At 71.1% G+C, this 24,250-nt stretch carries 23 protein-coding genes; 2 read left to right on the top strand and 21 right to left on the bottom strand.

Annotated features, from left to right (window positions below):
* Positions 1–6: 6 nt before the first annotated feature.
* The 21 genes from P6166_RS08185 to P6166_RS08285 form a co-directional block, all read right to left on the bottom strand.
* Positions 7–3,333 (bottom strand): ankyrin repeat domain-containing protein, encoded by a 3,327-nt coding sequence (locus P6166_RS08185; protein WP_277763979.1) that lies wholly within the window; start codon positions 3,331–3,333, stop codon positions 7–9.
* Entirely contained in the window at positions 3,326–3,583 is a 258-nt protein-coding gene (locus P6166_RS08190; protein ID WP_277763980.1) for a YcgL domain-containing protein, read from the bottom strand. Before P6166_RS08190 ends, P6166_RS08185 begins: the two co-directional genes overlap by 8 nt.
* A gap of 210 nt (positions 3,584–3,793) precedes the next feature.
* The gene (locus tag P6166_RS08195) at positions 3,794–4,231 is read right to left on the bottom strand and encodes an excinuclease ATPase subunit (protein ID WP_277763981.1); all 438 of its coding nucleotides are present in this window, start codon (positions 4,229–4,231) and stop codon (positions 3,794–3,796) included.
* Positions 4,232–4,259: 28 nt separating this feature from the next.
* On the bottom strand, positions 4,260–5,501 hold the full coding sequence (locus P6166_RS08200; RefSeq protein ID WP_277763982.1) for a beta-ketoacyl-ACP synthase: 1,242 nt from the start codon (positions 5,499–5,501) through the stop codon (positions 4,260–4,262).
* Positions 5,498–6,232, bottom strand: a complete 735-nt coding sequence (gene fabG / locus P6166_RS08205) for a 3-oxoacyl-ACP reductase FabG (RefSeq protein WP_277763983.1) — start codon at positions 6,230–6,232, stop codon at positions 5,498–5,500. Before fabG ends, P6166_RS08200 begins: the two co-directional genes overlap by 4 nt.
* Positions 6,229–6,684 (bottom strand): hotdog family protein, encoded by a 456-nt coding sequence (locus tag P6166_RS08210; RefSeq protein WP_277763984.1) that lies wholly within the window; start codon positions 6,682–6,684, stop codon positions 6,229–6,231. The genes fabG and P6166_RS08210 overlap by 4 nt, the downstream gene beginning before the upstream one ends.
* A gap of 5 nt (positions 6,685–6,689) precedes the next feature.
* Positions 6,690–7,871: a beta-ketoacyl-[acyl-carrier-protein] synthase family protein gene (locus P6166_RS08215; RefSeq protein ID WP_277763985.1), complete on the bottom strand. Its 1,182-nt coding sequence runs from the start codon at positions 7,869–7,871 to the stop codon at positions 6,690–6,692.
* Positions 7,868–8,428: a DUF3261 domain-containing protein gene (locus P6166_RS08220; RefSeq protein WP_277763986.1), complete on the bottom strand. Its 561-nt coding sequence runs from the start codon at positions 8,426–8,428 to the stop codon at positions 7,868–7,870. The genes P6166_RS08215 and P6166_RS08220 overlap by 4 nt, the downstream gene beginning before the upstream one ends.
* The gene (locus P6166_RS08225; RefSeq protein WP_277763987.1) at positions 8,416–9,657 is read right to left on the bottom strand and encodes an NAD(P)/FAD-dependent oxidoreductase; all 1,242 of its coding nucleotides are present in this window, start codon (positions 9,655–9,657) and stop codon (positions 8,416–8,418) included. Before P6166_RS08225 ends, P6166_RS08220 begins: the two co-directional genes overlap by 13 nt.
* A gap of 24 nt (positions 9,658–9,681) precedes the next feature.
* Entirely contained in the window at positions 9,682–12,036 is a 2,355-nt protein-coding gene (locus P6166_RS08230) for an MMPL family transporter (protein ID WP_277763988.1), read from the bottom strand.
* Positions 12,029–12,652 (bottom strand): outer membrane lipoprotein carrier protein LolA, encoded by a 624-nt coding sequence (locus P6166_RS08235; protein WP_277763989.1) that lies wholly within the window; start codon positions 12,650–12,652, stop codon positions 12,029–12,031. Before P6166_RS08235 ends, P6166_RS08230 begins: the two co-directional genes overlap by 8 nt.
* Positions 12,649–13,068 (bottom strand): acyl-CoA thioesterase, encoded by a 420-nt coding sequence (locus P6166_RS08240; protein ID WP_277763990.1) that lies wholly within the window; start codon positions 13,066–13,068, stop codon positions 12,649–12,651. Before P6166_RS08240 ends, P6166_RS08235 begins: the two co-directional genes overlap by 4 nt.
* Positions 13,058–14,602: an aromatic amino acid ammonia-lyase gene (locus P6166_RS08245; RefSeq protein ID WP_345781866.1), complete on the bottom strand. Its 1,545-nt coding sequence runs from the start codon at positions 14,600–14,602 to the stop codon at positions 13,058–13,060. The genes P6166_RS08240 and P6166_RS08245 overlap by 11 nt, the downstream gene beginning before the upstream one ends.
* The gene (locus P6166_RS08250) at positions 14,592–15,539 is read right to left on the bottom strand and encodes an acyltransferase (protein ID WP_277763992.1); all 948 of its coding nucleotides are present in this window, start codon (positions 15,537–15,539) and stop codon (positions 14,592–14,594) included. The genes P6166_RS08245 and P6166_RS08250 overlap by 11 nt, the downstream gene beginning before the upstream one ends.
* Positions 15,536–16,294: a glycosyltransferase family 2 protein gene (locus tag P6166_RS08255; RefSeq protein ID WP_277763993.1), complete on the bottom strand. Its 759-nt coding sequence runs from the start codon at positions 16,292–16,294 to the stop codon at positions 15,536–15,538. The genes P6166_RS08250 and P6166_RS08255 overlap by 4 nt, the downstream gene beginning before the upstream one ends.
* Positions 16,287–17,963 carry an AMP-binding protein gene (locus tag P6166_RS08260; protein ID WP_277763994.1) on the bottom strand — a complete coding sequence of 559 codons (1,677 nt, stop codon included), beginning with the start codon at positions 17,961–17,963 and terminating at the stop codon, positions 16,287–16,289. Before P6166_RS08260 ends, P6166_RS08255 begins: the two co-directional genes overlap by 8 nt.
* Complete coding sequence (locus P6166_RS08265) at positions 17,956–18,507, bottom strand: hypothetical protein (RefSeq protein ID WP_277763995.1); 552 nt, start codon at positions 18,505–18,507, stop codon at positions 17,956–17,958. The genes P6166_RS08260 and P6166_RS08265 overlap by 8 nt, the downstream gene beginning before the upstream one ends.
* Before the next feature lie 17 nt (positions 18,508–18,524).
* Positions 18,525–18,779, bottom strand: coding sequence for an acyl carrier protein (locus P6166_RS08270; protein WP_277763996.1), 255 nt, complete (start codon positions 18,777–18,779; stop codon positions 18,525–18,527).
* Between the two features lie 24 nt (positions 18,780–18,803).
* Positions 18,804–19,064: a phosphopantetheine-binding protein gene (locus tag P6166_RS08275; RefSeq protein ID WP_277763997.1), complete on the bottom strand. Its 261-nt coding sequence runs from the start codon at positions 19,062–19,064 to the stop codon at positions 18,804–18,806.
* Positions 19,051–19,854 (bottom strand): lysophospholipid acyltransferase family protein, encoded by an 804-nt coding sequence (locus P6166_RS08280; protein WP_277763998.1) that lies wholly within the window; start codon positions 19,852–19,854, stop codon positions 19,051–19,053. The genes P6166_RS08275 and P6166_RS08280 overlap by 14 nt, the downstream gene beginning before the upstream one ends.
* The gene (locus P6166_RS08285) at positions 19,847–20,587 is read right to left on the bottom strand and encodes a beta-ketoacyl synthase chain length factor (RefSeq protein WP_277763999.1); all 741 of its coding nucleotides are present in this window, start codon (positions 20,585–20,587) and stop codon (positions 19,847–19,849) included. The genes P6166_RS08280 and P6166_RS08285 overlap by 8 nt, the downstream gene beginning before the upstream one ends.
* A gap of 169 nt (positions 20,588–20,756) precedes the next feature.
* Between P6166_RS08285 and P6166_RS08290 the strand changes: the two genes are divergently transcribed.
* Positions 20,757–21,761, top strand: coding sequence for a pteridine-dependent deoxygenase (locus P6166_RS08290; protein WP_277764000.1), 1,005 nt, complete (start codon positions 20,757–20,759; stop codon positions 21,759–21,761).
* A gap of 95 nt (positions 21,762–21,856) precedes the next feature.
* A complete protein-coding gene (locus P6166_RS08295; RefSeq protein WP_277764001.1) occupies positions 21,857–24,226 on the top strand; it encodes a S9 family peptidase in 2,370 nt (789 codons plus the stop codon).
* Positions 24,227–24,250: the final 24 nt, after the last annotated feature.

Below are 24,250 nucleotides of genomic sequence, written 5' to 3' on the forward strand. Positions count from 1 at the left end.
ACGGGCTTACCGGTTCTCGCGCAGGAAGCGCGCCATCGACGACACGCCCGGCACCGCCGGCTCGAACTGGCCGGCCACATCGACGAAGCCGCGCATGATGGCGATCTCGCGCGGCGTGCGGTTCAGGCCATCGCGGCGGTCCGGGTCGGCGCCGGCGCGCAGCAGGCGCTGGACCAGTGCGGGCAGGCCATGCAGCGCGGCCAGGTGCAGCGGGCCGAAGCCGCGCGGGTCCTGCACCTCCAGCGACACGCCCTCGTCGAGCAGCCGCTCCACACCGGCCAGCACCACCTGCTCGTCGCAGCGCGTGCCCGGCTCGGCGCGCGCGCCGAGCAGCAGCAGCAGCGGGCTGACCTTGCCGGCAGCGACCTTCTCCGGATCGGCGCCGGCCAGCAGCAGCGTGTCCAGCAGGGCGAGCAGGCGCGAGCGGTCGCGCGCGGTGAAGCCGTACAGCGCGGCGCAGTGCAGCGGCGCGAGGTCCTGCGCGTCGCCGGCATGCACATCGGCACCGGCGGCGAGCAGGCGCGCGGTGATGTCCGGCAAACCCAGCGCGGCGGCCAGCATCAGCACGGTCACGCCGCCCGGCAGGCGATGTTCGATCTGCGCGCCGGCATCGAGCAGGGCCACGACGATATCGGTCTGGCGCATGCTCACCGCCGCCGACAGCGGGGTGGCGCCACTGCTGGCGGCGTGCTGCGGATCGGCCCCGCGCGCCAGGCACAGGTCGACCACGGCGGCATGGCCGCTGCCGGCCGCGCGCAGCAGGGCGGTACAGCCCTGCGCATCAACCGCGTCCACCGGCAGGCCGAGTTCGATCAGGCGGCGCACCGCGTCGGCATCGCCGCGCGTGGCGGCAGCCGGCACGTCGGCCGGGCGCAGCGGGCGGCGCGGCAGCGGCCACACGCGCCAGTCGAGCCAGTCGGCAAGGTCGCGGCGGCCGATCGACAGCGCCACGCCCAGCGGTGTCTGCCCGTCGGCGGCGCGCGCATCCGGCGAGGCACCCTGCATCACCAGCAGCTTCAGCGAGGCCTCGCGGCCCAGCGCGGTGGCCAGGTGCAGTGCGGTCATGCCGTGGCTGTCGCGGGCTTCGCGATCCACGCCGCGCTCGAGCAGTGCCTGCTGCAGGCGCAGCCAGCCCAGTCGCACGGCCAGCGACAGCGGGGGATCGCCGCCCTGGGCGCCGGCATGCGCGAAGGGATCGGCACCGCGTTCGAGCAGCTCCAGCGCGACCTGTTCCAGCCCACGCGAACCGCTGTCGTGTTGCACGCACGCCGCCAGGAAGCGGCTCAGGCCGCCCGCGCCGGAGGGCGACACGCCGTGGCGCAGCAGCACCTGCAGCGTGGGCACCGCATCCACGCCGCGCGAGAGCAGCGCGAACACCGGCACGTCGCCGCAGGCATCGCGCACTTCGGGGTCGGCGCCGTGCCGCAGCAGCCAGTCCACCGCGTCCGGGTTCAGCGCCAGGTGCGGGTCGTGCAGCAGTTCGCCCAGCTCCTGCGGCGCGCACAGGCGTGCCAGCGCGGCGAGGCCTTCGCCCCGGCCGAGCTGCAGGCTTTCGCGCAGCAGCACCAGCGGCGGGCGATCAAGCACCGGCGGCGGCGTGCCGGGCTCGGCGTCCGCGCGGGTATCGGTGACGGCCGACGGCAGGGGATATTCCGGATCCAGCAGCGCGACGATGCTCCAGCGCCCCGCTTCGGCGGCCAGGTCCACGGCGCGGCGGCCGGCATGGTCGGCCTGGTCGGCCGGCAAGCCGAGGTCGAGCAGGCGCTGGATCAGTGCCGGCGAGGCCTGTTCGGCGGCGGCCGCCAGGATCACCGCGTTGCGGCCATCGCTGTCCACGGCGGTGAAATCGGCCTTGCGGGTGAGCAGTTGTTCCAGCACCGCCGCGCGGCCTTGGCGCGCGGCCTCCAGGAACGGGGTGCGGCCGAGCAAGTCGCGCGCATCGAGGTTGGCGCCGGCACCGAGCAGCACCTCGACGATCTCGGCATGGCCGGCCAGGGCCGCCTCGTGCAGGGCGCTGCGGCGCTGGCGGTCGCGGGCGTCGATGCGCGCCTTGTGCTTGAGCAGCAGCTGCACGCCGGCCGGGTCGTCTTCTTCCGTGCCGGCGGCGGCGAGCAGCACCGGGCTGCCGTCGGCCGGCTCGGGCTTGGCGCCGCGTTCCAGCAGGAAGCGCGCCAGGCGCCAGTTGCCGGCCTGGCAGGCAGCGGCGAGCGGCGAATGGCCTTCGTGGTTGAGCGCGTCGATCTCGGCGGCGGCATCGCGCAGCAGCGCGGCCACGCCGGGGTCCGAACTGCGCACGGCGTGATGCAGCGGCGTATTGCCTTCGCCGTCGGTGACGCGCGGGTCGGCGCCGTTGGCGAGCAGGGTCATCACCGCGTCGGGGCGGCCGTGCCAGCTGTCGCGCGTGGCCGCCAGCAGCGGGGTCATGCCGCGATACGGCTGGTTGATGTCGACCCGGCGCACGATCAGCTCGCGCAGCAGGCGAAGGTCCGGCAGGACAGCCGCCAGCACGGCCAGGCTGCGCTGGTCGCGCCAGGATTCCTCCGGCAGGGCGTGCGGATCGGCCCCGGCTTCGAGCAGCTGCAGCGCGCGGTCGACACGGCCACCGCGCGCGGCGTCGTACAGCGCCGGCACCCATTCGTGGCGCGGCAAGGTTTCCAACGGTGCCGATTCGGCCGCCACGGCGAGCAGTTCGCGCGCCTGCGGGCCCGCCACCGGCACGGCAGCCGCACCGGCCAGCGGCATGCGTTGCAGCAGGAGATGCAGGAGCGGAGCCAGGATGGCCGCGGCGATCGCCACGCCCCAGCGCGCACCGCCTTCCAGCAGCCCCGGCCAGGCCAGCACCAGCCCGGCGCCGCAGACCAGCAGGACCGCCGCGGCCACCACCAGGCCTTGCCAGGCATGCAGTTCGCGCCCGCCCAGGTGCTGCCAGCCGGTGCGCAGGTCGCCGCCCGCGCGTTCGAGTTCGTGCCACAACGGCCAGGTGCGCCACACCCCGAGCAGCGCGGCGGCCACCGCCACGCTCAGCGAGAGCGCGGCCGGCAGGCTGCCGCTGTCGCGCAGGGCGGCCAAGGGCCAGGCCACCAGCAAGGCGAGCAGTGCGCCGCCGGCGGCCCACAGGCCCAGCAGCGGCACGACGGCGTGCAGGGCGTCCTTGGGGTGGCCCGGCAAGGCGCGCGTATGGCGCGCCCACGACACGCCCAGGGCGAAGGCCGGCTGCGCCAGGCACACCGCCACGGCCGCGATCCCGCCGCCCACGCCGGCCAGCAGGCTCAGCAGCACGCCGGCCGCGAAGGCGGCAGGCAGCAGGCGTGCGCGCGGCAAGCCTTCAGCCATCGGTACGCCCCGCGCCCGCCAGCGTCGCCGGCATCTGCAGGTAGAAGCCGCGCCCGCCCAGCGCCTCGCGCACCTGCGCCACGTCGGCCTGGGCCAGCTTGCGCTGGGCATCCAGCGACACTTCGATGACGAAGCTCAACGCGCCCAATTGGGCGAGCAGCGCGGCAGGCAACGCGTCGAAGGCGTCGCGCACGGCGAGGTAGACATAGGTGTCCTGCTTGCGTTGGCTCTTGTAGACGTAGGCTTGCATGCGCGCGGGCCACGCCCAGCGAAGAGAAAAACCAGCGGGAATTGTGTCGGAAATACGGCACTGGCGAAAGGTTCGCCAGCATGCTCGGCATTTCGTGCCGTTCATTATCCGGGCGCGGGCGAACGGCGCGGTGAAAACAACAAGGCCCGCCGGTCCCGCTACCGGCGCGGCCGGGGCGGGTCGGCGGGCCCTGGTCAGGCGCGCGTGGGCTTACTTCACCTTGGCGTAGGTGCCCTTCAGCGCCATGCCGGCCAGGATGGCGCCGGCGTAGCATTCGTAGCTCGTCGGGCTGCTGAATTCCTTGGCCTTGTAGAAGCTGACCACGTCGATCACCGCATTGGCGCCCTTGGCCTTGGCGCCGTCCTGCAGCGCCTTGAGCACGGACAGGGTCACCCAGCGGCAGGCGGCCTCGTCGCTCTTGTTGGCCGCGTTGGTCTTGCGGTTGGAGACGTCGCTGCCGAAGGACTCCACCACCGCCGGATGGGGCTGCCCGGCCAGGTAGAACTTCACGCTGCCATCGATGCCGGCGTCCTTGGCTTCCTGCGAATCCAGCAGGGCCTGCAGCGGCTGCTCCACGCGGGTTTCGCGCGCGTAGGCGGGCGCGGCGGCAAGCAGGGCGAGGCAGGTGGCGGCGAGAATTCGTTTCATGGTGGCACTCCTTGTGGATGAACGGCGATCAATGCGGCCAGCGGCGGAAGATCAACGAGGTGTTGATGCCGCCGAAGGCGAAGTTGTTGCTGGCGACATATTCGGTCTGCAAGGCGCGGCCTTCGCCGGTGACGTAATCCAGCGCGGCGCAGCGCGGGTCCACCTGCGCCAGGTTCACGGTCGGCGCGAACCAGCCCTCGCGCATCATCTCGATGCTCAACCAGGCCTCGAACGCACCGCAGGCGCCGAGCATGTGGCCGACGTAGCTCTTGAGCGAGCTGATCGGCACGGCATGGCCGAACACCTGCGCGGTGGCCTGGGATTCGGCGATGTCGCCGTGGTCGGTCGCGGTGCCGTGGGCGTTCACGTAGCCGATGCGCGAGGCGTCCAGGCCGGCATCGGCCAGCGCCAGGCGCATCGCCTGGGCCATGGTGTCGGCGCTGGGCTGGGTGACGTGCTGGCCATCGCTGTTGGTGCCGTAGCCGACGATCTCGGCCAGGATGTTCGCCCCGCGCGCCTGTGCGTGTTCGAGCTCTTCCAGCACGAGGGTGCAGGCGCCCTCGCCCAGCACCAGGCCATCGCGCTGGGCATCGAACGGGCGCGGGGTGGTCTGCGGCGCATCGTTGCGCACGCTGGTGGCGAAGAGCGTGTCGAACACCGCCGCGGCGGTGGCGTCGAGCTGCTCGGCGCCGCCGCACAGCATCACGGTCTGCTTGCCGCTGCGGATGGCCTCGTAGCCGGAACCCACGCCCTGGCTGCCGGAAGTGCAGGCGCTGGAGGTGGTGATCACCCGGCCGGTGAGGCCGAAGAACACGCCGATGTTCACCGGCGCGGTGTGGCTCATCATCTTCAGGTAGGTGGTGGCCGAGATGCCCGAGGTGCTGTGCTCGTTGAGCATGCGGCCGAACTCGGCGATGGCGTCGTGCGCACCGGCCGAGGAACCATAAGACACGCCGGCCATGCCGCCGCGCAGCACCGGGTGGCCGAGCAGGCCGGCCTGCTCCAGCGCCATCTCGGTGGCGCGCACCGACATGATCGCCACCTTGCCCATGCTGCGGGTGGTCTTGCGGTTGTATTGCGGCGGCAGCTCGAAGGGCAGCGCCGGCGCGGCCAGGCGGGTGTTCAAGCCGTCGTAGACGTCCCACTCCGGCAGGTAGCGCACCGCGTTGCGGCATTCGCGCAGGCGCAGGTGGATGCTCGGCCAGTCGTGGCCCAGCGGGCTGATCGCGCCGGCGCCGGTGACTACGACGCGCTTGTCCGTGCTGCTCATCCGACCAGTCCTCCGTTGACCGAAATCACCTGCCGGGTGATGTAGCCGGCCTCCTCGGAAAGCAGGAAGGCCACCGCGGCGGCGACTTCCTCCGGGCGGCCCAGCCGGCGCGCGGGCACCAGCGGCAGTGCGTGCTCGACCACTTCGGCGTCGAGCATCTCGGTGTCGATCAGCCCGGGCGCGACGCAGTTGACGGTGATCGCGCGGCTGGCCAGCTCCAGCGCCAGCGCCTTGGTGGCGCCGATGATGCCGGCCTTGGCCGCGCTGTAGTTGGTCTGCCCGCGGTTGCCCACCAGCCCGGACACCGATGACAGCGTGACGATGCGGCCGGGCTTGCGCCGCCGCACCATCGGCATGACCAGCGGGTTGAGCACGTTGAAAAAGCCATCCAGGTTGGTGTGCACGACGGCATCCCAATCCTCGCCGCTCATCGCGGGGAAGGCGTTGTCGCGCGCGATGCCGGCGTTGCACACCACGCCGTAGTAGGCGCCGTGCGCCTCCACGTCGGCCAGCAGCGCGGCGGCGCTGGCGGCGCGGTCGGCCACGTCGAAACTCAGCACGCGGGCCTGCCGGCCCAGCGCGCGAATCTGCGTGGCCACGGCGTGCGCCTCTTCCACGCGGCTACGGCAATGCACCACCACGTCATGGCCGGCCTCGGCCACGCGCAGCGCGATCGCCCGCCCGATGCCGCGACTGGCCCCGGTCACCAGGACCGTCGTCTCCCCCTTCATGCCTCACCACTCTCCAGATAAGCCGCCGCGTTGGGCGGCTCGAAAACCGAAACATTGGCCGTCGCCAGCACCGCATCCCCCTGGAGAATGCGGCACGCGAACATGCCCAGGCCATTGTCGCCCAACAGTTCGCATCTTGCCTCCACCCGCAGTACCGCGCCGGCGTCGAAACGCGGCGTGGCGGCCTGGTAGCGGCGCGTGCCGAGCAGGAAACCGATCGACGGCGCCTCGCCGCGCCCCCGCGCACGATGCCCGGCCCAGGCGGCCACCGTCTGCGCCATGTACTCCACGCCCACCCAGGCCGGCACGCCGAGCGCATCGCCGAACAGCGCATCGGCCGGCACGCGCACCTCGGCGCTGACGCTGTCCTCGTCGCAGGCGAGCAGGCGGTCGATCAACCGCATCATGCCGCGGTGGGGAATGACCTGTTCGATGTCGTATTGCACGGTCATCCGAATCAATCCCTGGAAAAAGCCAGCACGGCGTTGCTGCCGCCGAAGGCGAAGGAGTGGCTGAGCAGGTGGCGCGGCGCGCGCGCGGCCGCTTCGCCGGGCGCGACCAACGCCAGCGGCGGCAGCTCCGGATCGGGCTCGCCGTCCCACCAGTGCGGCGGCAGCAGGCCGGCCGGGTTGCGCGCCAGCGTGAGCCAGCACAGCGCCGCCTCGATCGCGCCGGCCGCGCCGAGCGTGTGGCCGGTGAGCGGCTTGGTGGCGCTGGCCGGCACCGGCCGGCCGAAGACCGCCTGCATCGCGCGGCTTTCCATTGCATCGTTCTGGCGGGTGGCGGTGCCGTGCAGGTTGACGTAATCGACCTGCGCCGGCGCCAGGCCGGCGCGCGCAAGCGCCTGGCCGATGGCGTCGATCGCGCCGGCGCCGCTCGGGTCGGGCGCGGAGAGGTGGTGCGCGTCGGACGTCTCGCCCCAGCCGGACAGGCGCACTTCGCCCTGCTCGCGGGTCATCAGGAACAGCGCCGCGCCTTCGCCGATGTTGATGCCCTCGCGGTGGCGCGAAAACGGATTGCAGCGCTGCGCCGACACCGACTCCAGCGCGCTGAAACCCTCGACGGTGAAGCGGCACAGCGAATCGGCGCCGCCGGCGACCACCGCATCGACGAGGCCCGCGCGCAGCAGCCGCGCCGCCGACATCATCGCCTTGGCGCTGGAGGAGCAGGCGGTGGAAACGGTCCAGGCCGGCCCGCGCGCGCCGCTGAGCGCACGCACGAAGCGCGCCGGCGTGCCCATCTCCTGCTGCGCGTAGTGAAAGCCGCTGGGCCACGGCTGGCCGGCCGCGCGCTGGCGCAGCGCATCCTCGGCCTCGCCGATGCCCGAGGTGCTGGTGCCGAGCACCACGGCCACGCGCGCGGGGCCGAAGCGCTCGATGGCCGCGGAGACCGCCGGGGCGATCTGCGCATAGGCCTGGCGCAGCAGCGCATTGTTGCGGCCGCGCATCTGGACGGGTTGGTCGTCCATCGCCGGCAGCGGCGCCAGCACCTGGCCCAGGATCAGCGCGCGGCCCGGGGTGATGGCATCGGTGGCGGCATTGGCCGGCGCGCGGGTGTCGAACAGCGCGTGCCCGACCGCGTCGGCATCGCCCCCCAGCGCGCAGACCACGCCCATTTCGTTGAGGAACACGTCGTTCACGGCGGGCTCGATTCCAGCGGGGCCGATTCGATGTCCAGCGCGTAGCCCTCGGCCAGGTTGCGCAGGGTCTGCTGGGTGGCGTCGTGGCGCTCCAGCACCAGCCACGGGCGTCCTGCGTGTTCGAGCTGGCGCGTGGCGTCGTGCTCGGTCAGTGTCCACCCCTCGGGCAGCGCGGCGCGCACGGCCGCGGCCGGCCACAGCGCGAACTGCAGGTCATCGAGCACGCGCTCGGCGCGCACCTGTGGCGGCAACCATGGCGCGCGTTGCTGCTGGAGCGTGCGGCCATCCCAGCGCAGGGTCACGCCCGTCTGGCCGAGCGCCTGCACGGCCAGGCGCACTTCGTCGGCATCGGCTTCGAGCAGGGCGTCGAGCGTGCTGCGATGGTTGCCGTAGCGAAAGACCAGCCGTTGCTGCAGCGCCAGCGGATGGCCCAGCGCGGCCGGCGCCAACTGCAGCGGCGGCAGCGCCATGGCCGGCGGGCGTAGGCGCGCACCGGCGCAGGCGGCGAGCAGCAGCACGCCGGCGAGCAGCAGGGCGCGAGCGATCAGGCGCTGCACAGTTCCTCCAGCACGCGCAGGCGGCGGCCGCTGGGGTCGGCGACGTAGGGGTTGTCGAGGTCCCAGGCATAGCCGGCGAGGATGGAGCAGATCATGCGGCGGATGTCCGGCTGCGGGTCGGGGTGGAAGATGATCTTCTGGAAACCGCCGGCGTACCAGGCTTCCACGAAGCGGCGGAACGCCTTCACGCCGTACCGCAGTGGCTCGTCGAAGCCGGCCTGCCAGTCCACCTGCTCGCCCGCGTAGTGGCGGGCCAGGCAGTCGGCGGCCAGCTGGGCGGACTTGAACGCGATGGTGACGCCGGAGGAAAAGACCGGGTCGAGGAATTCACCGGCGTTGCCGAGCAGCGCATAGCCTTCGCCGTGCAACGCGCTGACATTGGCCGAATAGCCGGTGATGCGGCGCACCGGCAGCACCGCCCATTCGGCGCGCGCCAGCAGGCGGGTCAGGTTCGGGTCCTCGGCGACGATGGCCTGCAGCTTCTGCAGGTCGTCGCCCGGATAGCGCTCGAAGAACGCAGGCTCGGCCACCACGCCCAGCGAACAGCAGCCGTTGGAGAAAGGGATCGTCCAGAACCAGACGTCCACGTGCGCCGGATGCGTGGTGATGAGGATCTTGTTGCGATCGAAGCCCGCCTCCGGCGCGATGTGGTCGCGCACATGGGTGAAGATCGCGCCGCGTACCGGGAAGTTGGAGGGCGACTCCAGCTTGAGCAAGCGCGGCAGCAACCGGCCAAAGCCGCTGGCGTCGAGCACGAAGTCCGCCTCCAGCGTGTATTCGTGCCCGTCGGGATCGCGCACGTCCACGCTGGGCCGTGCGCCCGGGCGCATCGCCAGCACCTCGTGGCCGAAGCGCAGGTCCGCGCCCTGGCGCTGCGCTCCCTTGGCGAGCACGTGGTCGAAGTCGGCGCGCTGCACCTGGTAGGTGGTGCCCCAGCCCGGGGAGAACTTGTCGCGGAAGTCGAACTGGGTGGTGCGTTCGCCGCGCACGAACGCCGCGCCGTTCTTGTACTGGAACCCGGCCTCCACCACGTCCTGCAGCAGCCCGGCCTGCTCGATGTATTCCATGCTCTGCGGCAGCAGGCTCTCGCCGATGGAGAAGCGCGGGAACTGCTCGCGCTCGATCATCACCACCTGGCGGCCCTGCCGGCGCAGCAGCGCGGCGGCGACCGAGCCGGCGGGGCCGGCACCGACGATGAGGATTTCGGTTCTTTCCGTAGAACGGGTCATGCGGGAGCCTCGAGAGGAAGGAGGTCAGTCGTGCGGCGCGGGGCGGAACAGCGGGGTGATGAACCACACCAGGCCGATGCCGAACAGCAGCGTGAGCCCGAAGGCGCGCAGCGCGGGCGTGGACGACAACGCGAGCAGGCCGAACGACAGCCAGGTGCTGGCCGCGCCAACGCACACCGACAGCCACGCACTGCGATCGCCGCGGTGTTCGAGCAGGAAGATGCCGTAATCGATGCCCATGCCCAGCAGCAGCAGCAGCGCCAGCACGTTGAACAGCAGCAGCGGCTGGCCGAACCAGCCCAGCAGCGCGACCGTCAGCAGGCCGGCCAGCAGCGTCGGGGTGATCACGCGCCAGGACTGCCGGCGATAGCGCCAGGCGAGCACGCCGAACACCAGCACCACGCCGGCCAGCAGCAGCGCGCCCATCATGCGGCGGTAGTGGCCGAGCAGATGGGAGAAATCCGCGGTGCGATCGACCCAGCGCACGCCGTCCAGGCCGTCGGCCTGTGCACGCAGGGCCGCCAGCGCGTCGGCGCGCGACAGGTCGTCCACCATCACCACCGAGGCCTGCCCGTTGCCCAGCGGGCCCAGCCACAGGTGGCGGAACGGCAGCGAGACCGGGTCGCGCAGGAACGCCGCGATGCCCGCGGGGGCGGCGTACGCCGGGCGCGACAGCGTCTCGCCGGTGGCCTCGCCTACCTGCCGCAGCACGCTGGCTTCGATGCGCGCGGTCAATCCGGCATCGGCCTGCTGGCGCGCCTGCGATGGCCACCAGTCACTGATCGCCTGGTGGCCGCCGATGCGGCCTTGGGCTTCCAGTGCATCCAGCTTGGCGACCAGCGCCTGCTCGCGCTGCAGCACCTGCTCTTCATCGGCGCCCTGCACCAGGAAGAACTGCGCCGGGCTCGGCATGCCGAGCAGCCGCCCGACTTCGATCTGCTGCGCCATCAACGCCGGCGGCGAGGATTGCAGGCTGCGCAGGTCGTCGTTGGGTTGCAGGCGCAGCAGGCCGCCGGCGATCACCACCAGGGCGATCACGCCCAGCACCACGCTGACCTTGCCCTTGCCCTGCCCCAGCCGCGGCCAGCGCGCCAGGGTGCCACCCAGCCAATAAGCAAAGCGCGTTTCGCGCACGCGGCCCTTGTCCAGCAGCGGGAACCACGCGATGACGGTGAGGAAGGCGGCCGCCAGGCCCACCACCGAGAACAGCGCCATCTGGCGCAGCCCCGGGAAGGGCGCCAGCCCCAGCGCCAGGTAGGCCAACGCGCTGGTCAGCAGCGCCAGCCACAAACCCGGCAGCAGGTGACGCAGCAGTTGCCAGCGGCTGGCATGGGGCTCGGCCTGACGCGAGCCGAACCAGTGGATGCCGTAATCCTCGGCCACGCCGACGAGGCTGGCGCCGAATACCAGCGTCAGCAGATGCACCTTGCCGAATACCAGCGCGGTGACCGACAGCGCGGTCGCGCAGCCGATCATCAGCGACATCGCCACCAGCAGGATGGGCCGCAGCGAGCGGAACGCCAGCCACACCAGCAGCAGCACCGCGGCCAGCGAACCCCAGCCGATGGTGTTGATCTCGAAATTGGCCTGCGCGGCGGCGGCCTCGGCATGCAGCGGCACGCCGGCGCGCAGTTCGCGCAGGTCCGGCACGGCGGCGCGCGCGGCGGCCGCGGCGGCGTCCAATGCCTGGCCGATGCGCTGCTCGCCATCGAGGCGGAATGCCGAATCGCGGGTCTGGAACTGCAGCACCGCCCAGTAGCGGCCATCGGCCTGCAGCAGGCCATCGTCGCCCACGCGCAGGCCGGTGCCGGCGGCACGCGCCTGCCACCACTGCGGCCACAAGCCGAGCGGGTCGCGGTTCCATTCGGTCAGGCGCGGTGCGCCGAGCGGGCCGTACAGCGCGGCCAGCGCCTGCTGGCCGAGAGCGGCTTCGTCACTGCCCTGCAGGCGCGCGCGTTGCGCTGCGGTGAGCAGGCGATCGCGATAAGGCGCGTAGAACGCGCGCGCCTGGTCGAACCAGCCCTGCACGGAGGCGCTCTCCTCCAGCGGCAGGTCGCCATGTTGGCCAGCACCCTGGAACTCGCGCGAATACGCGGCCTGCGCCGCCTTGGCGCCCTCGGCGGTGTCGCTGCCAAGCAGCACCACCACCTGGCGCGCGCTGTTGTCGGCGATCAGGCGGGTCGCGTCGGAGAGCAGGCGGTCGTCGGCATCCTGCGGCAGCAACGCCAGCACGTCGCTGTCGATGTGCGCGCCGCGCCAGAAGCTCCACTGGTGCACGGCGACCGCGACGACGACCGCCAGCCACAGCAAGCCTACCCAGCGCCAGTGGCGATGCAGGCGGGCATCGGCGCCCCCTGCTTGTGCGGCTGGGTCATTCAAGGCTGCGGGCCTCGTCGGCGGCCAGCGGCGGCGCCTGGCGGAAGTTGTCGAAGCTCAGGCGCGTGCGATCGTGGTTGGCTTCCTCGATCTCGACCTTGCGCACGTACTGGTCGCCCTCCAGCTGCAGCGAGGCGAATGCCTTGGCCAACATCGCCGAGCGCGGGGTCAGGTGCAGCCGCCAACCGTTGCCGGGCAACAGTTCGGCGCGCACCTCGAAGCTGGATGACATCGCCTGCACGTCGCCGCTCATCAGCGCGAACATCATCGCGTTGATCGCGCGCAGCGCAGGCTGCTGGCGGCCGTCGACCTCGACCTGCACGCTGCCGTCGGCCTGGCGGCTGAGGATGCGGTCGCGCGTCAGCACGACATCGGAAGGGAACGGCTTGAGCGTGCGCCAGATCACCCCACGGTCCTGCGCCAGCACGAACTGGCCCTGCGAGCGCAGCGGGTTGCGGAATCCAGCCACCTGTTTTTCCTGCACGAAATCGGCACGCAGCAGCGCCGGCCGGGCCACGCGCTGCTGCACTTGCGCCAGTTCCGGCGGCACGGCGGGCGCCGCCAGGGCGGGCCACGCCGGCACCAAGGCCAGCGCGAAAGCCAGGAAGACGGACTTCATTGCGGATGCACTCCCAGCCGTTCCCACAGGATGGGAGGGCAGACGTATTGAAGCTCGCCGGTGGCGGCGAGCACGGCGACCTGGATCGTGTGCGCGCGGGTCAGCACCTGGCCGGTGCCGGCATCGCGGATCTCGTAGTCGAACCGCAGGCGGTTCTCGTATTCGCTGATGCGCGCGGCCACCTTCAGCGGCTGCGCATACAACAGCGGGCGGATGTACTTCACCCGGGTGTCGACCACCGGCCACAGGTAGCCGGATTCCTGCATCTGCGGGTAGTCGTAGCCTTGCCGCGCCAGCAGCGCGCAGCGGGCGATCTCGAAGTACTTGAAGTAGTTCCCGTGCCAGACCACGTGCATCGCATCGCAGTCGTGGAAGGCCGGGCTCAGTTCGATCTCGATGGACAGCTCAGTCGACATACAGGGTCCACTGCTCCTGGCGGATATGCGCGACCAGCCCGCGCAGCTCGCCATCCAGGGCGCGATCCTCCTCGACCAGCGCGATGCGCTGGCACAGGTCCTGGTGCATGGCCTCGGCCTGCGCGCCCAGCGCGGCGCGCTCCTGTGCGCGCTCGCGCAAGGTGATGGCCTGGCGCGCGGCGATCAGCATGGCCGCCACCACCTGCTCGGCCAGCGTCAGCACGCGCAGGCAATCGCGCGCGGCGATGGTGCCCATGCTGACCTTGTCCTGGTTGTGGCATTCGGTGGAACGTGAGAACACGGAAGCCGGCATGGTCAGCTTGAGCGCCTCGGCGGTCCACGCCGACACGCTGATCTGCAATGCCTTCAGGCCGTGGTTGATCGGCGCGCGCTCGCCGGTCACGCCGGACAGGTTGGCCGGCAGGCCATGGTTGTAGCGGCTGTCCACCAGCAGGGCGAGCTGGCGGTCGAGCAGGTCGGCGACATTGGCCACGGCGTTCTTCAGCGTGTCCATCGCCAGCGCGATGTGGCCACCGTAGAAGTGGCCACCGTGCAGGATCTGCTCGCGGTCCGGGTCGATCAGGGGATTGTCGTTGGCGCTGTTGAGCTCGGTCTCGATCAGCTGGCGCAGGAACGGCAGCGCGTCTTCCAGCACGCCGATCACGTGCGGCGCGCAGCGCAGGGAGTAGCGGTCCTGCAGTCGCTGGTCGTTGCGGCTGGGGCGGTCGCTGTGCAGGTCCTCGCGCAGGCGCGCGGCGATGCGCGATTGGCCCGGGTGCGGCTTGGCGGAGAACAGCACTTCGTCGAAGTGGTGCGCGTTGCCGTTGCTGGCGAGCACGTTGAAGGCGGTCAGGCGGGTGGCCAGGCGCGAGAGGTAATCGGCGCGGCGCCAGGCCAGGCAGGCCAGCGCGGTCATCACCGCGGTACCGTTCATGATCGCCAGGCCTTCCTTCGGCCGCAGCTTCAACGGCGTCATGCCGATCTGCGCCAGCACCTCGGCCGCCGGCCGGCATTGGCCCTCGTACATCACCTCGCGCTCGCCGCACAGCACCGCGGCCACGTAGGACAGCGGCGTAAGGTCGCCACTGGCGCCGACCGAGCCCTCGGCGGGAATCAGCGGCAGCACGTCGTGGCGCAGCAGCGTGGCCAGGCCTTCGAGCAGCGGCAGGCTGACGCCGGACATGCCGCGGCTCAACGAGGCCAGGCGCGCGGCAAGCACCGCGCGGGTCTCTTCTTCGTCGAGGAAACGCCCCAGGCCGCAGCCGTGGTACGTGTAGAGGTGGTGCGGCAGTTCGGCGACCAGGCGCGGCGGGATGTTCACCGTGCACGAATCGCCATAGCCGGTGGTCACGCCGTAGATCACGCCGTCCTCGGCGAGCAGGCGGTCGAGGAAATCCGCGCCGCGCTGGATGCGCGCGCGGAACGCCGCGTCGTCGCTCAGCGCCGCGACGTGGGTGCGGCGGGCCAGGCCCACCACCGATTCGATCGCCAGCGGCGCGCTGCCGAAGGACTGCACGGGCAGCTCATTGTCCATCTTCATGCGGAACCTGATCCCAGAAGGGGAAGAAATTGAACCAGTCATACGGCGCCGCCACGACCTGCGCTTCCAGCCACGCGGCCAGGCGCGTGGCCTGCGCGGCGATGGCGGCATCGCGCGAGCCGCGCGGCAGCACGATGCGATCGGCGAACGGGGTGAACGAAATGCGGTAGCCCGCGCCTTCGTGCAGGCAGGACATCGTGAACACCGGGCACGCCAGCACCGATGCCAGCACGTAGGCGCCGATCGGGAACGGCGCGGGGTGCCCCAGGAAGGGCACGCGCACGGTGCGCCCGCCGCCAACCGGCACGCGATCGCCGGCGATGGCGACGAACTCACCCGCCGCCACGCGCTCGGCCAGCACCGCGGCCGTCCCGGGGCCCATGTCGGTCACCTGCAGCAGCTCCACGCGGTGGCCGGGATCGAGGCGGCGCATCATGCGGTTGATGCGCTGCGCGTGCGCGGTATGCACCAGCACCGTGATGCGGAATCCCGGCACCGATTCGGCCAGCGCCTGGCACAGCTCCAGGCAGCCGATGTGCGCGGTGACGATCAGCCCGCCGCGGCCTTCGCGTACCAGGGCCAGCACCTCGCCGCGGTCCAGCGCGACGCGCTCGGGCGGATAGCGGCGACCGGCGGCGAGCAGCTTGTCGAGCACGGTTTCGGCGAAGCAGGCGAAGTGCCGCAGGCTGTGCCACGCGCCGGGCGGCCGGCTAAACACGCCGGCGTGCGCGTGCAGGCGGCGCAGGTATTCCAGCGATGCGTGGCGCGCGGTGCGGTTGAGCATCCAGTGGGTGAGCACCACCGGATACAGGCACACGCGGAACGGCCAGCGGCCGAGCCAGCGATGCACGCCGCACAGGAACGCGATGCCGGCGGCCGAGGTGCTCTCGCCGATCTCGGCCCAGTGCGGCGCGCGCGCGGCGGCGCTCACGCGGCGGCCCCGCGCAGGCGGCGCCACAACAGCCGCGGCGAGCGCCGCAACATGCCGAAGAACAGCCGCGTGTGCATGCGGCTGATGCGCACGTTGTCGCGCCACACGTCGAAGTGGGAAACGCCATCGCGCGGATAGGTGACGCGCGTGGGCAGGTTGATCACGCCGACGCCGCGCCAGTACAGGCGCACGATCATGTCGGTATCGAAATCCATGCGGCGGCCGATCGGCTCCTCGTCGATCAGCCGCAGCGCCGGTGCCAGCGGATACACGCGGAAGCCGCACATCGAATCGCGGATCTCCAGCGACCAGGTGTTGATCCACACCCAGATGTGCGTGGCGTAACGCCCGTACAGGCGGCCCTTGGGCACGCTTTCGTCGTATTGCGGCACGCCGGAGACGATCTTCCCCGGGGCGCGGCGCGCGTGGTCGAGGAAGCGTGGGATATCGGCCGGGTCGTGCTGGCCATCGGCGTCGATCTGCAGCACGTGGCTGTAGCCCAGGCGCGCGGCCTCGGCGAAGCCGGCCAGCACCGCGCCCCCCTTGCCCTGGTTGCGCGGCAGCCGCAGCAGGCGCACGCGCGGCGCATGCGTGGCGGCAAGCGCATCGAGCACGGCGGCGCACGACGTGCGCGAGCCGTCATCCACCAGCAGGCAATCTTCGCCGGTGGCGAGCACGCCTTCCACCATGCCGCCAATGGCGTGCTCGTGGTCGTAGACCGGAATCAACACCAGGGGGCGGAAGGCCTCAGCCATGGCCGAACACCACCCTGCCGCTGGCATGGGGACCATGGCCGGATACCAGCCGGAACCCCAGCACCTGCTGCGCCGGGTTCCATTGCAGCGACATGCGCACCTGGTCGCCCGGGCGCAGCACGCGCTGGAACTTCAACACGTCCATGCGCTGGAACGGTGCGTCGATGGCGAATGCTTCGCGGCCGAAGTGGATCGCCCAGTCGAGCTGCGCCACGCCCGGCAGGATCGTCGCCTGCGGGAAGTGGCCATCGAACGCCGCCAGCGCCGGGTCGAGCACGATATCCAGCTCGGCGGCGGCGGCGTCGCGCTGCAGCCACTGCGGTTGCGGGTAGACCGGGCGGAACAGCTTGGCCAGCGCGGGTTCGGTGACCTTGCCCTGCGCGTTGAGCGGCAACGCCTCCACGAAACGCCAGCGGCGCGGGCGAGTCACCGCGTCGTGGCTGTCGGCCAGGTGCGCGGACAGCTGCCGCGCGCATTCGCGCCGGCCCTGGGCGCGCAGCAACGCCCACCCTTCGGCACTGGGCACCACCACCGCACCGAGTACGCTGCGCGCACCGGCCAGTACCAGCACGCGCGCGTCGGCCACGAGGGCATGGCGCGCCAGCTGCTGCTGGAGCGCATCCAGCGAGACACGGCGTTCCTCGATCTTCACGATGCGGTCGGCGCGGCCGAGCAGGCGGAAGCCGCCGCCGGCCAGGGCCTCGGCCCGGTCCTCGCTGCGCCACCAGTGCGGCTGGGCGAGATGCGGCGAATGCACTTCGAGCTGGCCCGCGTCGTCGATGCGCCATTGCACGCCGGGCAGCGCCGTCCAGTGCGGCGCGTCGTCGTCCCAGCGGCGCCAGGCGATGCCGCCGGTCTCGCTGCTGCCGAACACTTCGGTCGGTGCCACGCCGAAGCGTTCGCGCACGTGGCGCGCCGACTCGGCAGGCAGCGGACCGCCGGAGGAGAACACCGCGCGCAGGCCACCCTGCAAGGCGGCCCAGTCCAACTGTTCGGGAATGCGCTTGAGGTGCGCCGGCGTGGCCACCAGCAGCGCCGCGTGGTCGGCCATCGCCGCGACCATGTCCTCGTGGAAGAACGCGCGTGGCATCGTCTTGCGCCCGGCGGCCAGCGGCCACAGCACGCGGAACAGCAGGCCGTAGATGTGCTGGTGGGACACCGTGCCATGCACGCGGGTCCCTTCGGCCAGCTCGCCGAATGCAGCCTGCAGCGCTTCGACTTCGCGCGCGAGCTGCCGCAGGCACTTGGCGATTGCCGCCGGTGCCCCGGTGCTGCCGGAGGTGAACATCACCAGGCGCGCGGCTTCCTCGTCCAGGGCGGCCAGCGCGTGCGGATCGCCGGCGCCGGGCGCGGCGCGCAGCGGCTTCACCGTGGCCGGCAGGTCGCCGGCAATACCCTGCACGTGCGCGGCGAGGTGGTCGAGCGTGCCGGGCAGGTCGTCGCCGGGCAGGAACACGCGCTTGCCGGCATGCCATGCGCCGAACAGCGCGGCGGAAAATTCGGCTTCGTCGCCGATGTACAGCGCCCAGTCTTCGCCGGCGGCGGCGGCGAACGCGGCCTGCCAGTCGGCCACGCGCTGGCGCCAGGCCAGGTGGGTCAGGCCGGGACGCACCGCGCGATCGGGAATCGCCGCCAACGCCAGGCGGTCCAGCGCCACCCACTCAGCCATGACCGTGCGCCGCCTTCACCCGCTGCCGCACGCACCACTCCACCGCGAACAACACACCCATCATCACGTAAGCCAACAATCCGTTGTAGAGCGCCCAGGTCCGTTCCGATGCCCACAGGGCGGTGGCGAGCGCGAGCGTGCCGTTGAGCACGAAGAAGCCGCACCACACCTGGGTGACGCGGCGGGTATAGGCGATGGCCTGCGGCGGCAGGTCCGGTTCGCTCAGGCGGGCGATGCGTTCCACCGCGCTGGGCGGAAAGCGCAGGCTTACCGCGAACACGGCCAGCAGCACCGCATTGACGAACGCCGGGTACAGCTTCAGCGGCAAGGCCTGGTTGAGCACCGTGGCCAGCAGCGCCAGCACGCCGGCACCGGCGGAGGCGGCCAGCCACACCGGCTGGCGGGTGGCCACCGCGCGCAGCAACGCCAGCGCGAACAGCAGCAGCGCCAGCCAGCGCGGCTCGAAACGGCCCATCGCCAGGTACACCAGCACGGGGTAGGCCAGCGACAGCAACAGCAGCGCGGCCGCGCGCAGTCGGTTCACGGCGGCCGTCCCGTGGATCAGGCTGCCTGGTCGCGCAGCAGCCCGTGCAGCACGTCGATGATGTCCTGCACGGTGCGCACCGATTTGAAGGCATCCGGCTGCAGGCTACGGCCGAGCAGCGGCTTGAGCTGCACGATCAGGTCCACCGCGTCGATGCTGTCGATGTCCAGATCCTCGTAGAGCCGGGTTTCCGGCTTGATCCGCGAAGGATCGATCTCGAAGCTCTCATGCAGGATCGCCACGATGCGGTCGAAAAGTTCGGTCTTGGTCATGCTCTTCAATCTCTGCTCAGGCGCTCATGCCGTCTGGTGCGAGGCCACGAATTCGGCCAGCGCGCGCACGCTGGCGAAGTGCTTGCGGGTTTCCTGCGAATCGGCCGACAGGCTCACGTTGTAGCGCTTTTGCAACGCCAACCCGAGCTCCAACGCGTCGATCGAGTCCAGGCCCAGGCCTTCCACGAACAACGGCGCCGCCGGATCGATATCCTCGGGCGTGATGTCTTCCAGCGACAACGATGAAATGATCAATTCCTTGATCTCGTGCTCAAGTGCCTGCACGCGCGGTTTCTCCCGAAAAATAATCAACAAGATGGTCGTTGAGCCGGCGCACCGCCAGCGCTTCGCCCCCCGGCGAAGCCGCGATCGCGTCCACGAACGGCGCGATCGGCAGGTCATCCCCGACCTCGATCAACATGTGAAATCGCCGTGAAGGCACACGATACCATTTCTGGCCCTTGCCCAAGGTCGGCGGATGGCATGAAATCCGCACCGGCGTGATGTCCAGGCGCCCACGCACGGCGATGTTGGCCGCGCCGCGCTGCAGGCGCAGCGGGCGGCCCGGCTCGCTGCGGGTGCCCTCGGGGAAGATGACCAGGTTGCCGCCGCGGCGCACCGCGGCGATGCAGTCCTCCACCAGCCCGGCCCCTTCGTCGTTGGCGATGTAGCCGGCGGCCCGCACCGGCCCGCGCATGAAGGGGTTGCGCGCCACGCCCACCTTCACCACGCAATCGGCATCGGGCAGCAGGGAAATGAGGAACACCACGTCGATCAACGTGGGGTGGTTGGCGAGGATCAGCTGTCCACGACGCTGAAGCCGTTCACGTCCGCGCACTTCGTAGGTCAACAGGCCGAGCGCGTGCATCAGCCACACATGGCTCGCGAAGCTGCGCTGGATCCAGCGCCGCGCCTGCGCGCGCCGCCGGGTGCGATCGCGCACGCCCAATTGCAGCAGCGGAAACACGCACAGGCGCAGCGCCAGGCCACCGAGGCCGAAGGCGAGGAAACTCAGGCCCGTGCCGAACACCCGCCAGGCGTGATCCAGCCGGGTCGGCAGCAGGCGATCACGCATGGCGATGCCAGCGCCAGCGCTGGTCCTCGCGTTCGACATCCAGTCGCGGCTGGCCGCTGAGCAGGAAGTGGTGAACGGCCAGGCCGTGTTGCAGGGGCGAGGCCGGCGCCGGCGCCAGGTCCGTGGGCGCCCAGGACAGGCTCAGTCGCTCACCGGGCTGGTCGGGCGCGGCCAAGCGCCAGCACCAGGCGTAGGCATGCGCGGGTTCGTCGGCGAAATCGGCGTAAATATCCGGCAACTGGCCGTCATAGCACACCAACAGAACCTCCGGCGCGCCGTCGGCCAGCAAGCCGGCCGCCTCGACGCAGGCGTTCTCGACCGACGCGGCCCCGCCGGCCAGCGCGAGATAGTTGCCGCGGCGCTTGCGCACGATGGAATACAGCGCCGCCACTGCGTTGTGGACGGACAGGCTGAAGGCCGTCGGGGAAAGCAGCTCGGTCTGGCCCAGCGCGCGCAGCAGTTCGACCGAGCCGTCGACGTCGCCGTGGCGGGACACGAACACCAGCGGCACGTTCTCGCGCACCGGCGACACATCGCAATCGTCGGTGGCGCTGATCGCCATGCGGCCGAGGCGGTCGATTCTTCGCCGCATCACCGGGGGCACGTCGGCCAGCGCAGGCGCGCCATCGCCCGACGGGGCCCGCGCATCGCCGCGTGCCCAATCCAGCCAGTCCTGCGCGTGTGGCAGGCCCGGCGCCCAGGCCGACCAGCCGGTTACGGAGAATTCGATCATCGGGAAGACAGCGGCCCAGGTCCGGAAAATGAATGATTCCGGAACACCCGGCATTCGAAGCGAAGGATCGTGCCAGCGCGCGTTCCAGCGCGTCAATGTGCCGCATGCACGGGTGCAGGATAACTGCGCGTTATGATGCCGCGCCTTGCGATACCCCACTGGAAAGCGCTTGTCCCACCCGATCCACCTGCACTGTTCCTTCGTCGACGCCGAGGCGGCGGTCGAGCAACTGCGCGACCCGCGCGTGCTGGCCGCGGTGGATTTCTCCCTGCACCCCCTGCACGCGCAGGCCAGCGCCGACCCGCGCCGGCTGCGGGTGCCGCTGGAGCCGATGGGACCGGCGCAGGTGGAGATCTGGCGCGGCGATTCGCCTGCCACCCATGGCCGGACGGGCGACATCGCCTGGGCCGAGAACGGCCAGGTGCAATTCGGCGCGCTGGTGCTGGAAGAGCGTGCGGACCTGGACGTGGAGGCCGCCAGCGCGCAGGCCTATGCGCAACTGAACCAGTTCATCGCCGAACGCGGCTACCCTCACGTGCTGCGGATCTGGAACTACCTCGATGCCCTGACCGAAGGCGAAGGCGATGCCGAGCGCTACCGCCGCTTCTGCGTCGGGCGCGTGCGCGGGCTGGAGCGGGTGGAGGAAACGCGCCTGCCGGCCGCCACGTGCATCGGCAGTTTCGGCGGACCGCGCCAGTTGCTGGTGTACTGGCTGGCCGCGCGCGCGCCGGGCGTGGCGCTGGAGAATCCGCGCCAGGTCAGCGCCTACCGCTACCCGCGCCAGTACGGCCCGCAGTCGCCGAGCTTCGCCCGCGCGATGCTGCCGCCGCCCGGCAGCCGGGCGCCGCTGCTGCTGTCGGGCACGGCGAGCATCGTGGGCCACGCCACCGCGCACCACGACGACGTCGATGCCCAGCTGGCGGAGATATTCGTCAACATCGAAGCCCTGCGCGGCGCCGCGGCCGCGCGCCAGGCGGGCATGCCGGCCGATATCGACGACGCCGGCACCTTGCTCAAGGTCTACGTGCGCGACCGCCAGGCCCTGCCCCGGGTGGCCGCGGCGCTGGACGCCCGCTTCGGCACGCGGGTGCCGCGCCTGCTGCTGCACGCGGAGGTCTGCCGCCGCGAACTGGCCGTGGAGATCGAAGGCGTGCTGGGCAACCCGGCGATCTGAGCGCTTTTCCCGCCGGGCCATGACCTGTGGCCCAGCCCCCGCCCCAAGGGGCGCTGGTAGGCTTGCGCATCTTTGTCCCCGGCCCTGCCTACCCCATGCCCAAGCTGCTGCCGTTGTCCCTGCTGCTGCTCGCCGCCAGCGCGAGCGCCCAGCCCGCCCCCGCGCCGCTCACCATCGAACAGGTGATGGCCGACCCCGACTGGATCGGTCCCGGCGTCGACAACGCCTGGTGGCAGTGGGATGGCCAACAGGTGCAGTACCAGCTCAAGCGCAGCGGCAGCCCGGTGCGCGATACCTTCCGCCAGCCGCTAGGCGGCGGCGCCGCCCAGCGCGTGGGCGACAACGAGCGCGCCGGCCTGGATGCCGCCAATCCCGCTTATGACGCCCAGCGCCAGCGCATGGTGTTCGCCCGCAACGGCGACATCTTCCTGCGCGACCTGCGCTCGGGCGCGCTGACCCAGCTGACCCGCAGCAACGAGACCGAATCGCGGCCGCAGTTCGCCAGCGACGGCGGCGTGATCTGGCGCGCCGGCAATGACTGGTACCACTGGGCGCCGGGTGGCGGCACCAGCCAGGTGGCCGTGGTGAAGGCCGCGCGCGACCCCAACGCCACGCCCAAGGCCGACGTACTGCGCGAGCAACAGCTGGCCACGCTGGCCACGCTGCGCAAGGACAAGGAACAGCGCGACGCCCTGCGCAGCCAGGAAGATGCCTGGCGCAAGGCCGACCCCACCCGCGCCGCCGGGCCGGTGTACCTGGGCGACGACGTGGAGATCGTCGACAGCGCCCTGTCGCCCGATGGCCGCCACCTGCTGGTGGTGACCCAGGCCAAGGGCGCCGACGAGGGCCAGGCCGGCAAGATGCCCAAGTACGTGACCGAATCCGGTTACGAGGAATTCCAGGAAGTGCGTACCCGCGTGGGCCGCAACAACCCGGTGGCGCACACGCTGTGGCTGGTGGATACCGCCGCCGGCAGCGCCACCGAGCTGAAGTTCGATGCGCTGCCGGGCATCGCCACCGACCCGCTGGCCGCGCTGCGCAAGGCCGCCAAGCGCGACCCGCTGAAGGGCAACCGCGCCGTGCGCATCGAAAGCGACGGCGACGGCAGCGGCCCGGCGGTCCACTGGAGCGACGACGGCCGCAACGCGGCGGTGGAGATCCGCGCGGTGGACAACAAGGACCGCTGGATTGCCAGCGTGGACCTGGACAAGGCCAAGCTGGTCCCGCGCCACCGCCTCACCGACAACGCGTGGATCAACTGGAGCTTCAACGATTTCGGCTGGCTGGCGGACAACCGCACGCTGTGGCTGCTCTCCGAAGAATCGGGCTATTCGCACCTGTACACCGTGGCCGAAGGCGGCAAGCCGCGCCAGCGCACCCGCGGCAAGTGGGAAGTTTCCGCGCCGATGCCCACGGCCGACGGCCAGGGCTTTTTCTTCGTCTGCAACCAGAAGTGGCCGGGCGACTACGAGGTCTGCAAGCTGGACCTGGCCAACGACCAGGTGAGCGAAGTGACCGCGCTCGACGGCGTGGAGGATTTCAGCGTCTCGCCCAACGGCCAGCAGCTGCTGGTGCGTTACTCCGGCAGCTACCTGCCGCCGCAGCTGGCGGTGGTGCCGGCGGCCGGCGGCCAGGCGCGCGTGCTCACCGACACCCGCACGCCGCAGTTCAAGGCGCAGGACTGGGTGCAGCCGCAGTACGTGCAGGTGCCCTCCAAGCACGGCGCCGGCGTGGTGTGGGGCAAGTACTACGGCCCCGCGAATCCGGAGGCCGGCAAGCAGTATCCGATCGTGATGTTCGTGCATGGCGCCGGCTACCTGCAGAACGTGTCCGAGCGCTACACGCCGTACTTCCGCGAGCAGATGTTCCACAACCTGCTGGTGCAGAAGGGCTACATCGTGCTCGACCTGGATTACCGCGCCTCGGAAGGCTACGGCCGCGACTGGCGCACGGCGATCTACCGCAACATGGGCCACCCCGAGCTGGAGGATTACCTGGACGGCCTGGACTGGCTGGTGGCCCACAAGCAGGGCGACCGCGCGCGCGCCGGCATCTACGGCGGCTCGTACGGCGGCTTCATGACCTACATGGCGCTGTTCCGCGCCCCGGGCACCTTCAAGGCCGGCGCCGCGCTGCGCCCGGTGGGCGACTGGATGCAGTACAACCACGAGTACACCTCCAACATCCTCAACACGCCGGAACTGGACCCGGAGGCGTACAAGACCTCCTCGCCGATCCACTACGCCGAAGGCATGCGCGACCACTTGCTGATCGCGCACGGCATGGTCGATGACAACGTGTTCTTCAAGGACTCGGTGGACATGACGCAGAAGCTGATCGAGCTGCACAAGGACAACTGGGAGATCGCGCCCTACCCGCTGGAGCGCCACGGCTTCACCCGGGCCGACTCCTGGCTGGACGAGTACAAGCGCATCCTCAAGCTGTTCGAGGAGCAGGTGAAGTAAGCTCGCCCGCAGCGACCCTACAAA

The organism is Stenotrophomonas sp. HITSZ_GD (assembly GCF_029543105.1).
Classification (GTDB): Bacteria; Pseudomonadota; Gammaproteobacteria; order Xanthomonadales; family Xanthomonadaceae; genus Stenotrophomonas_A.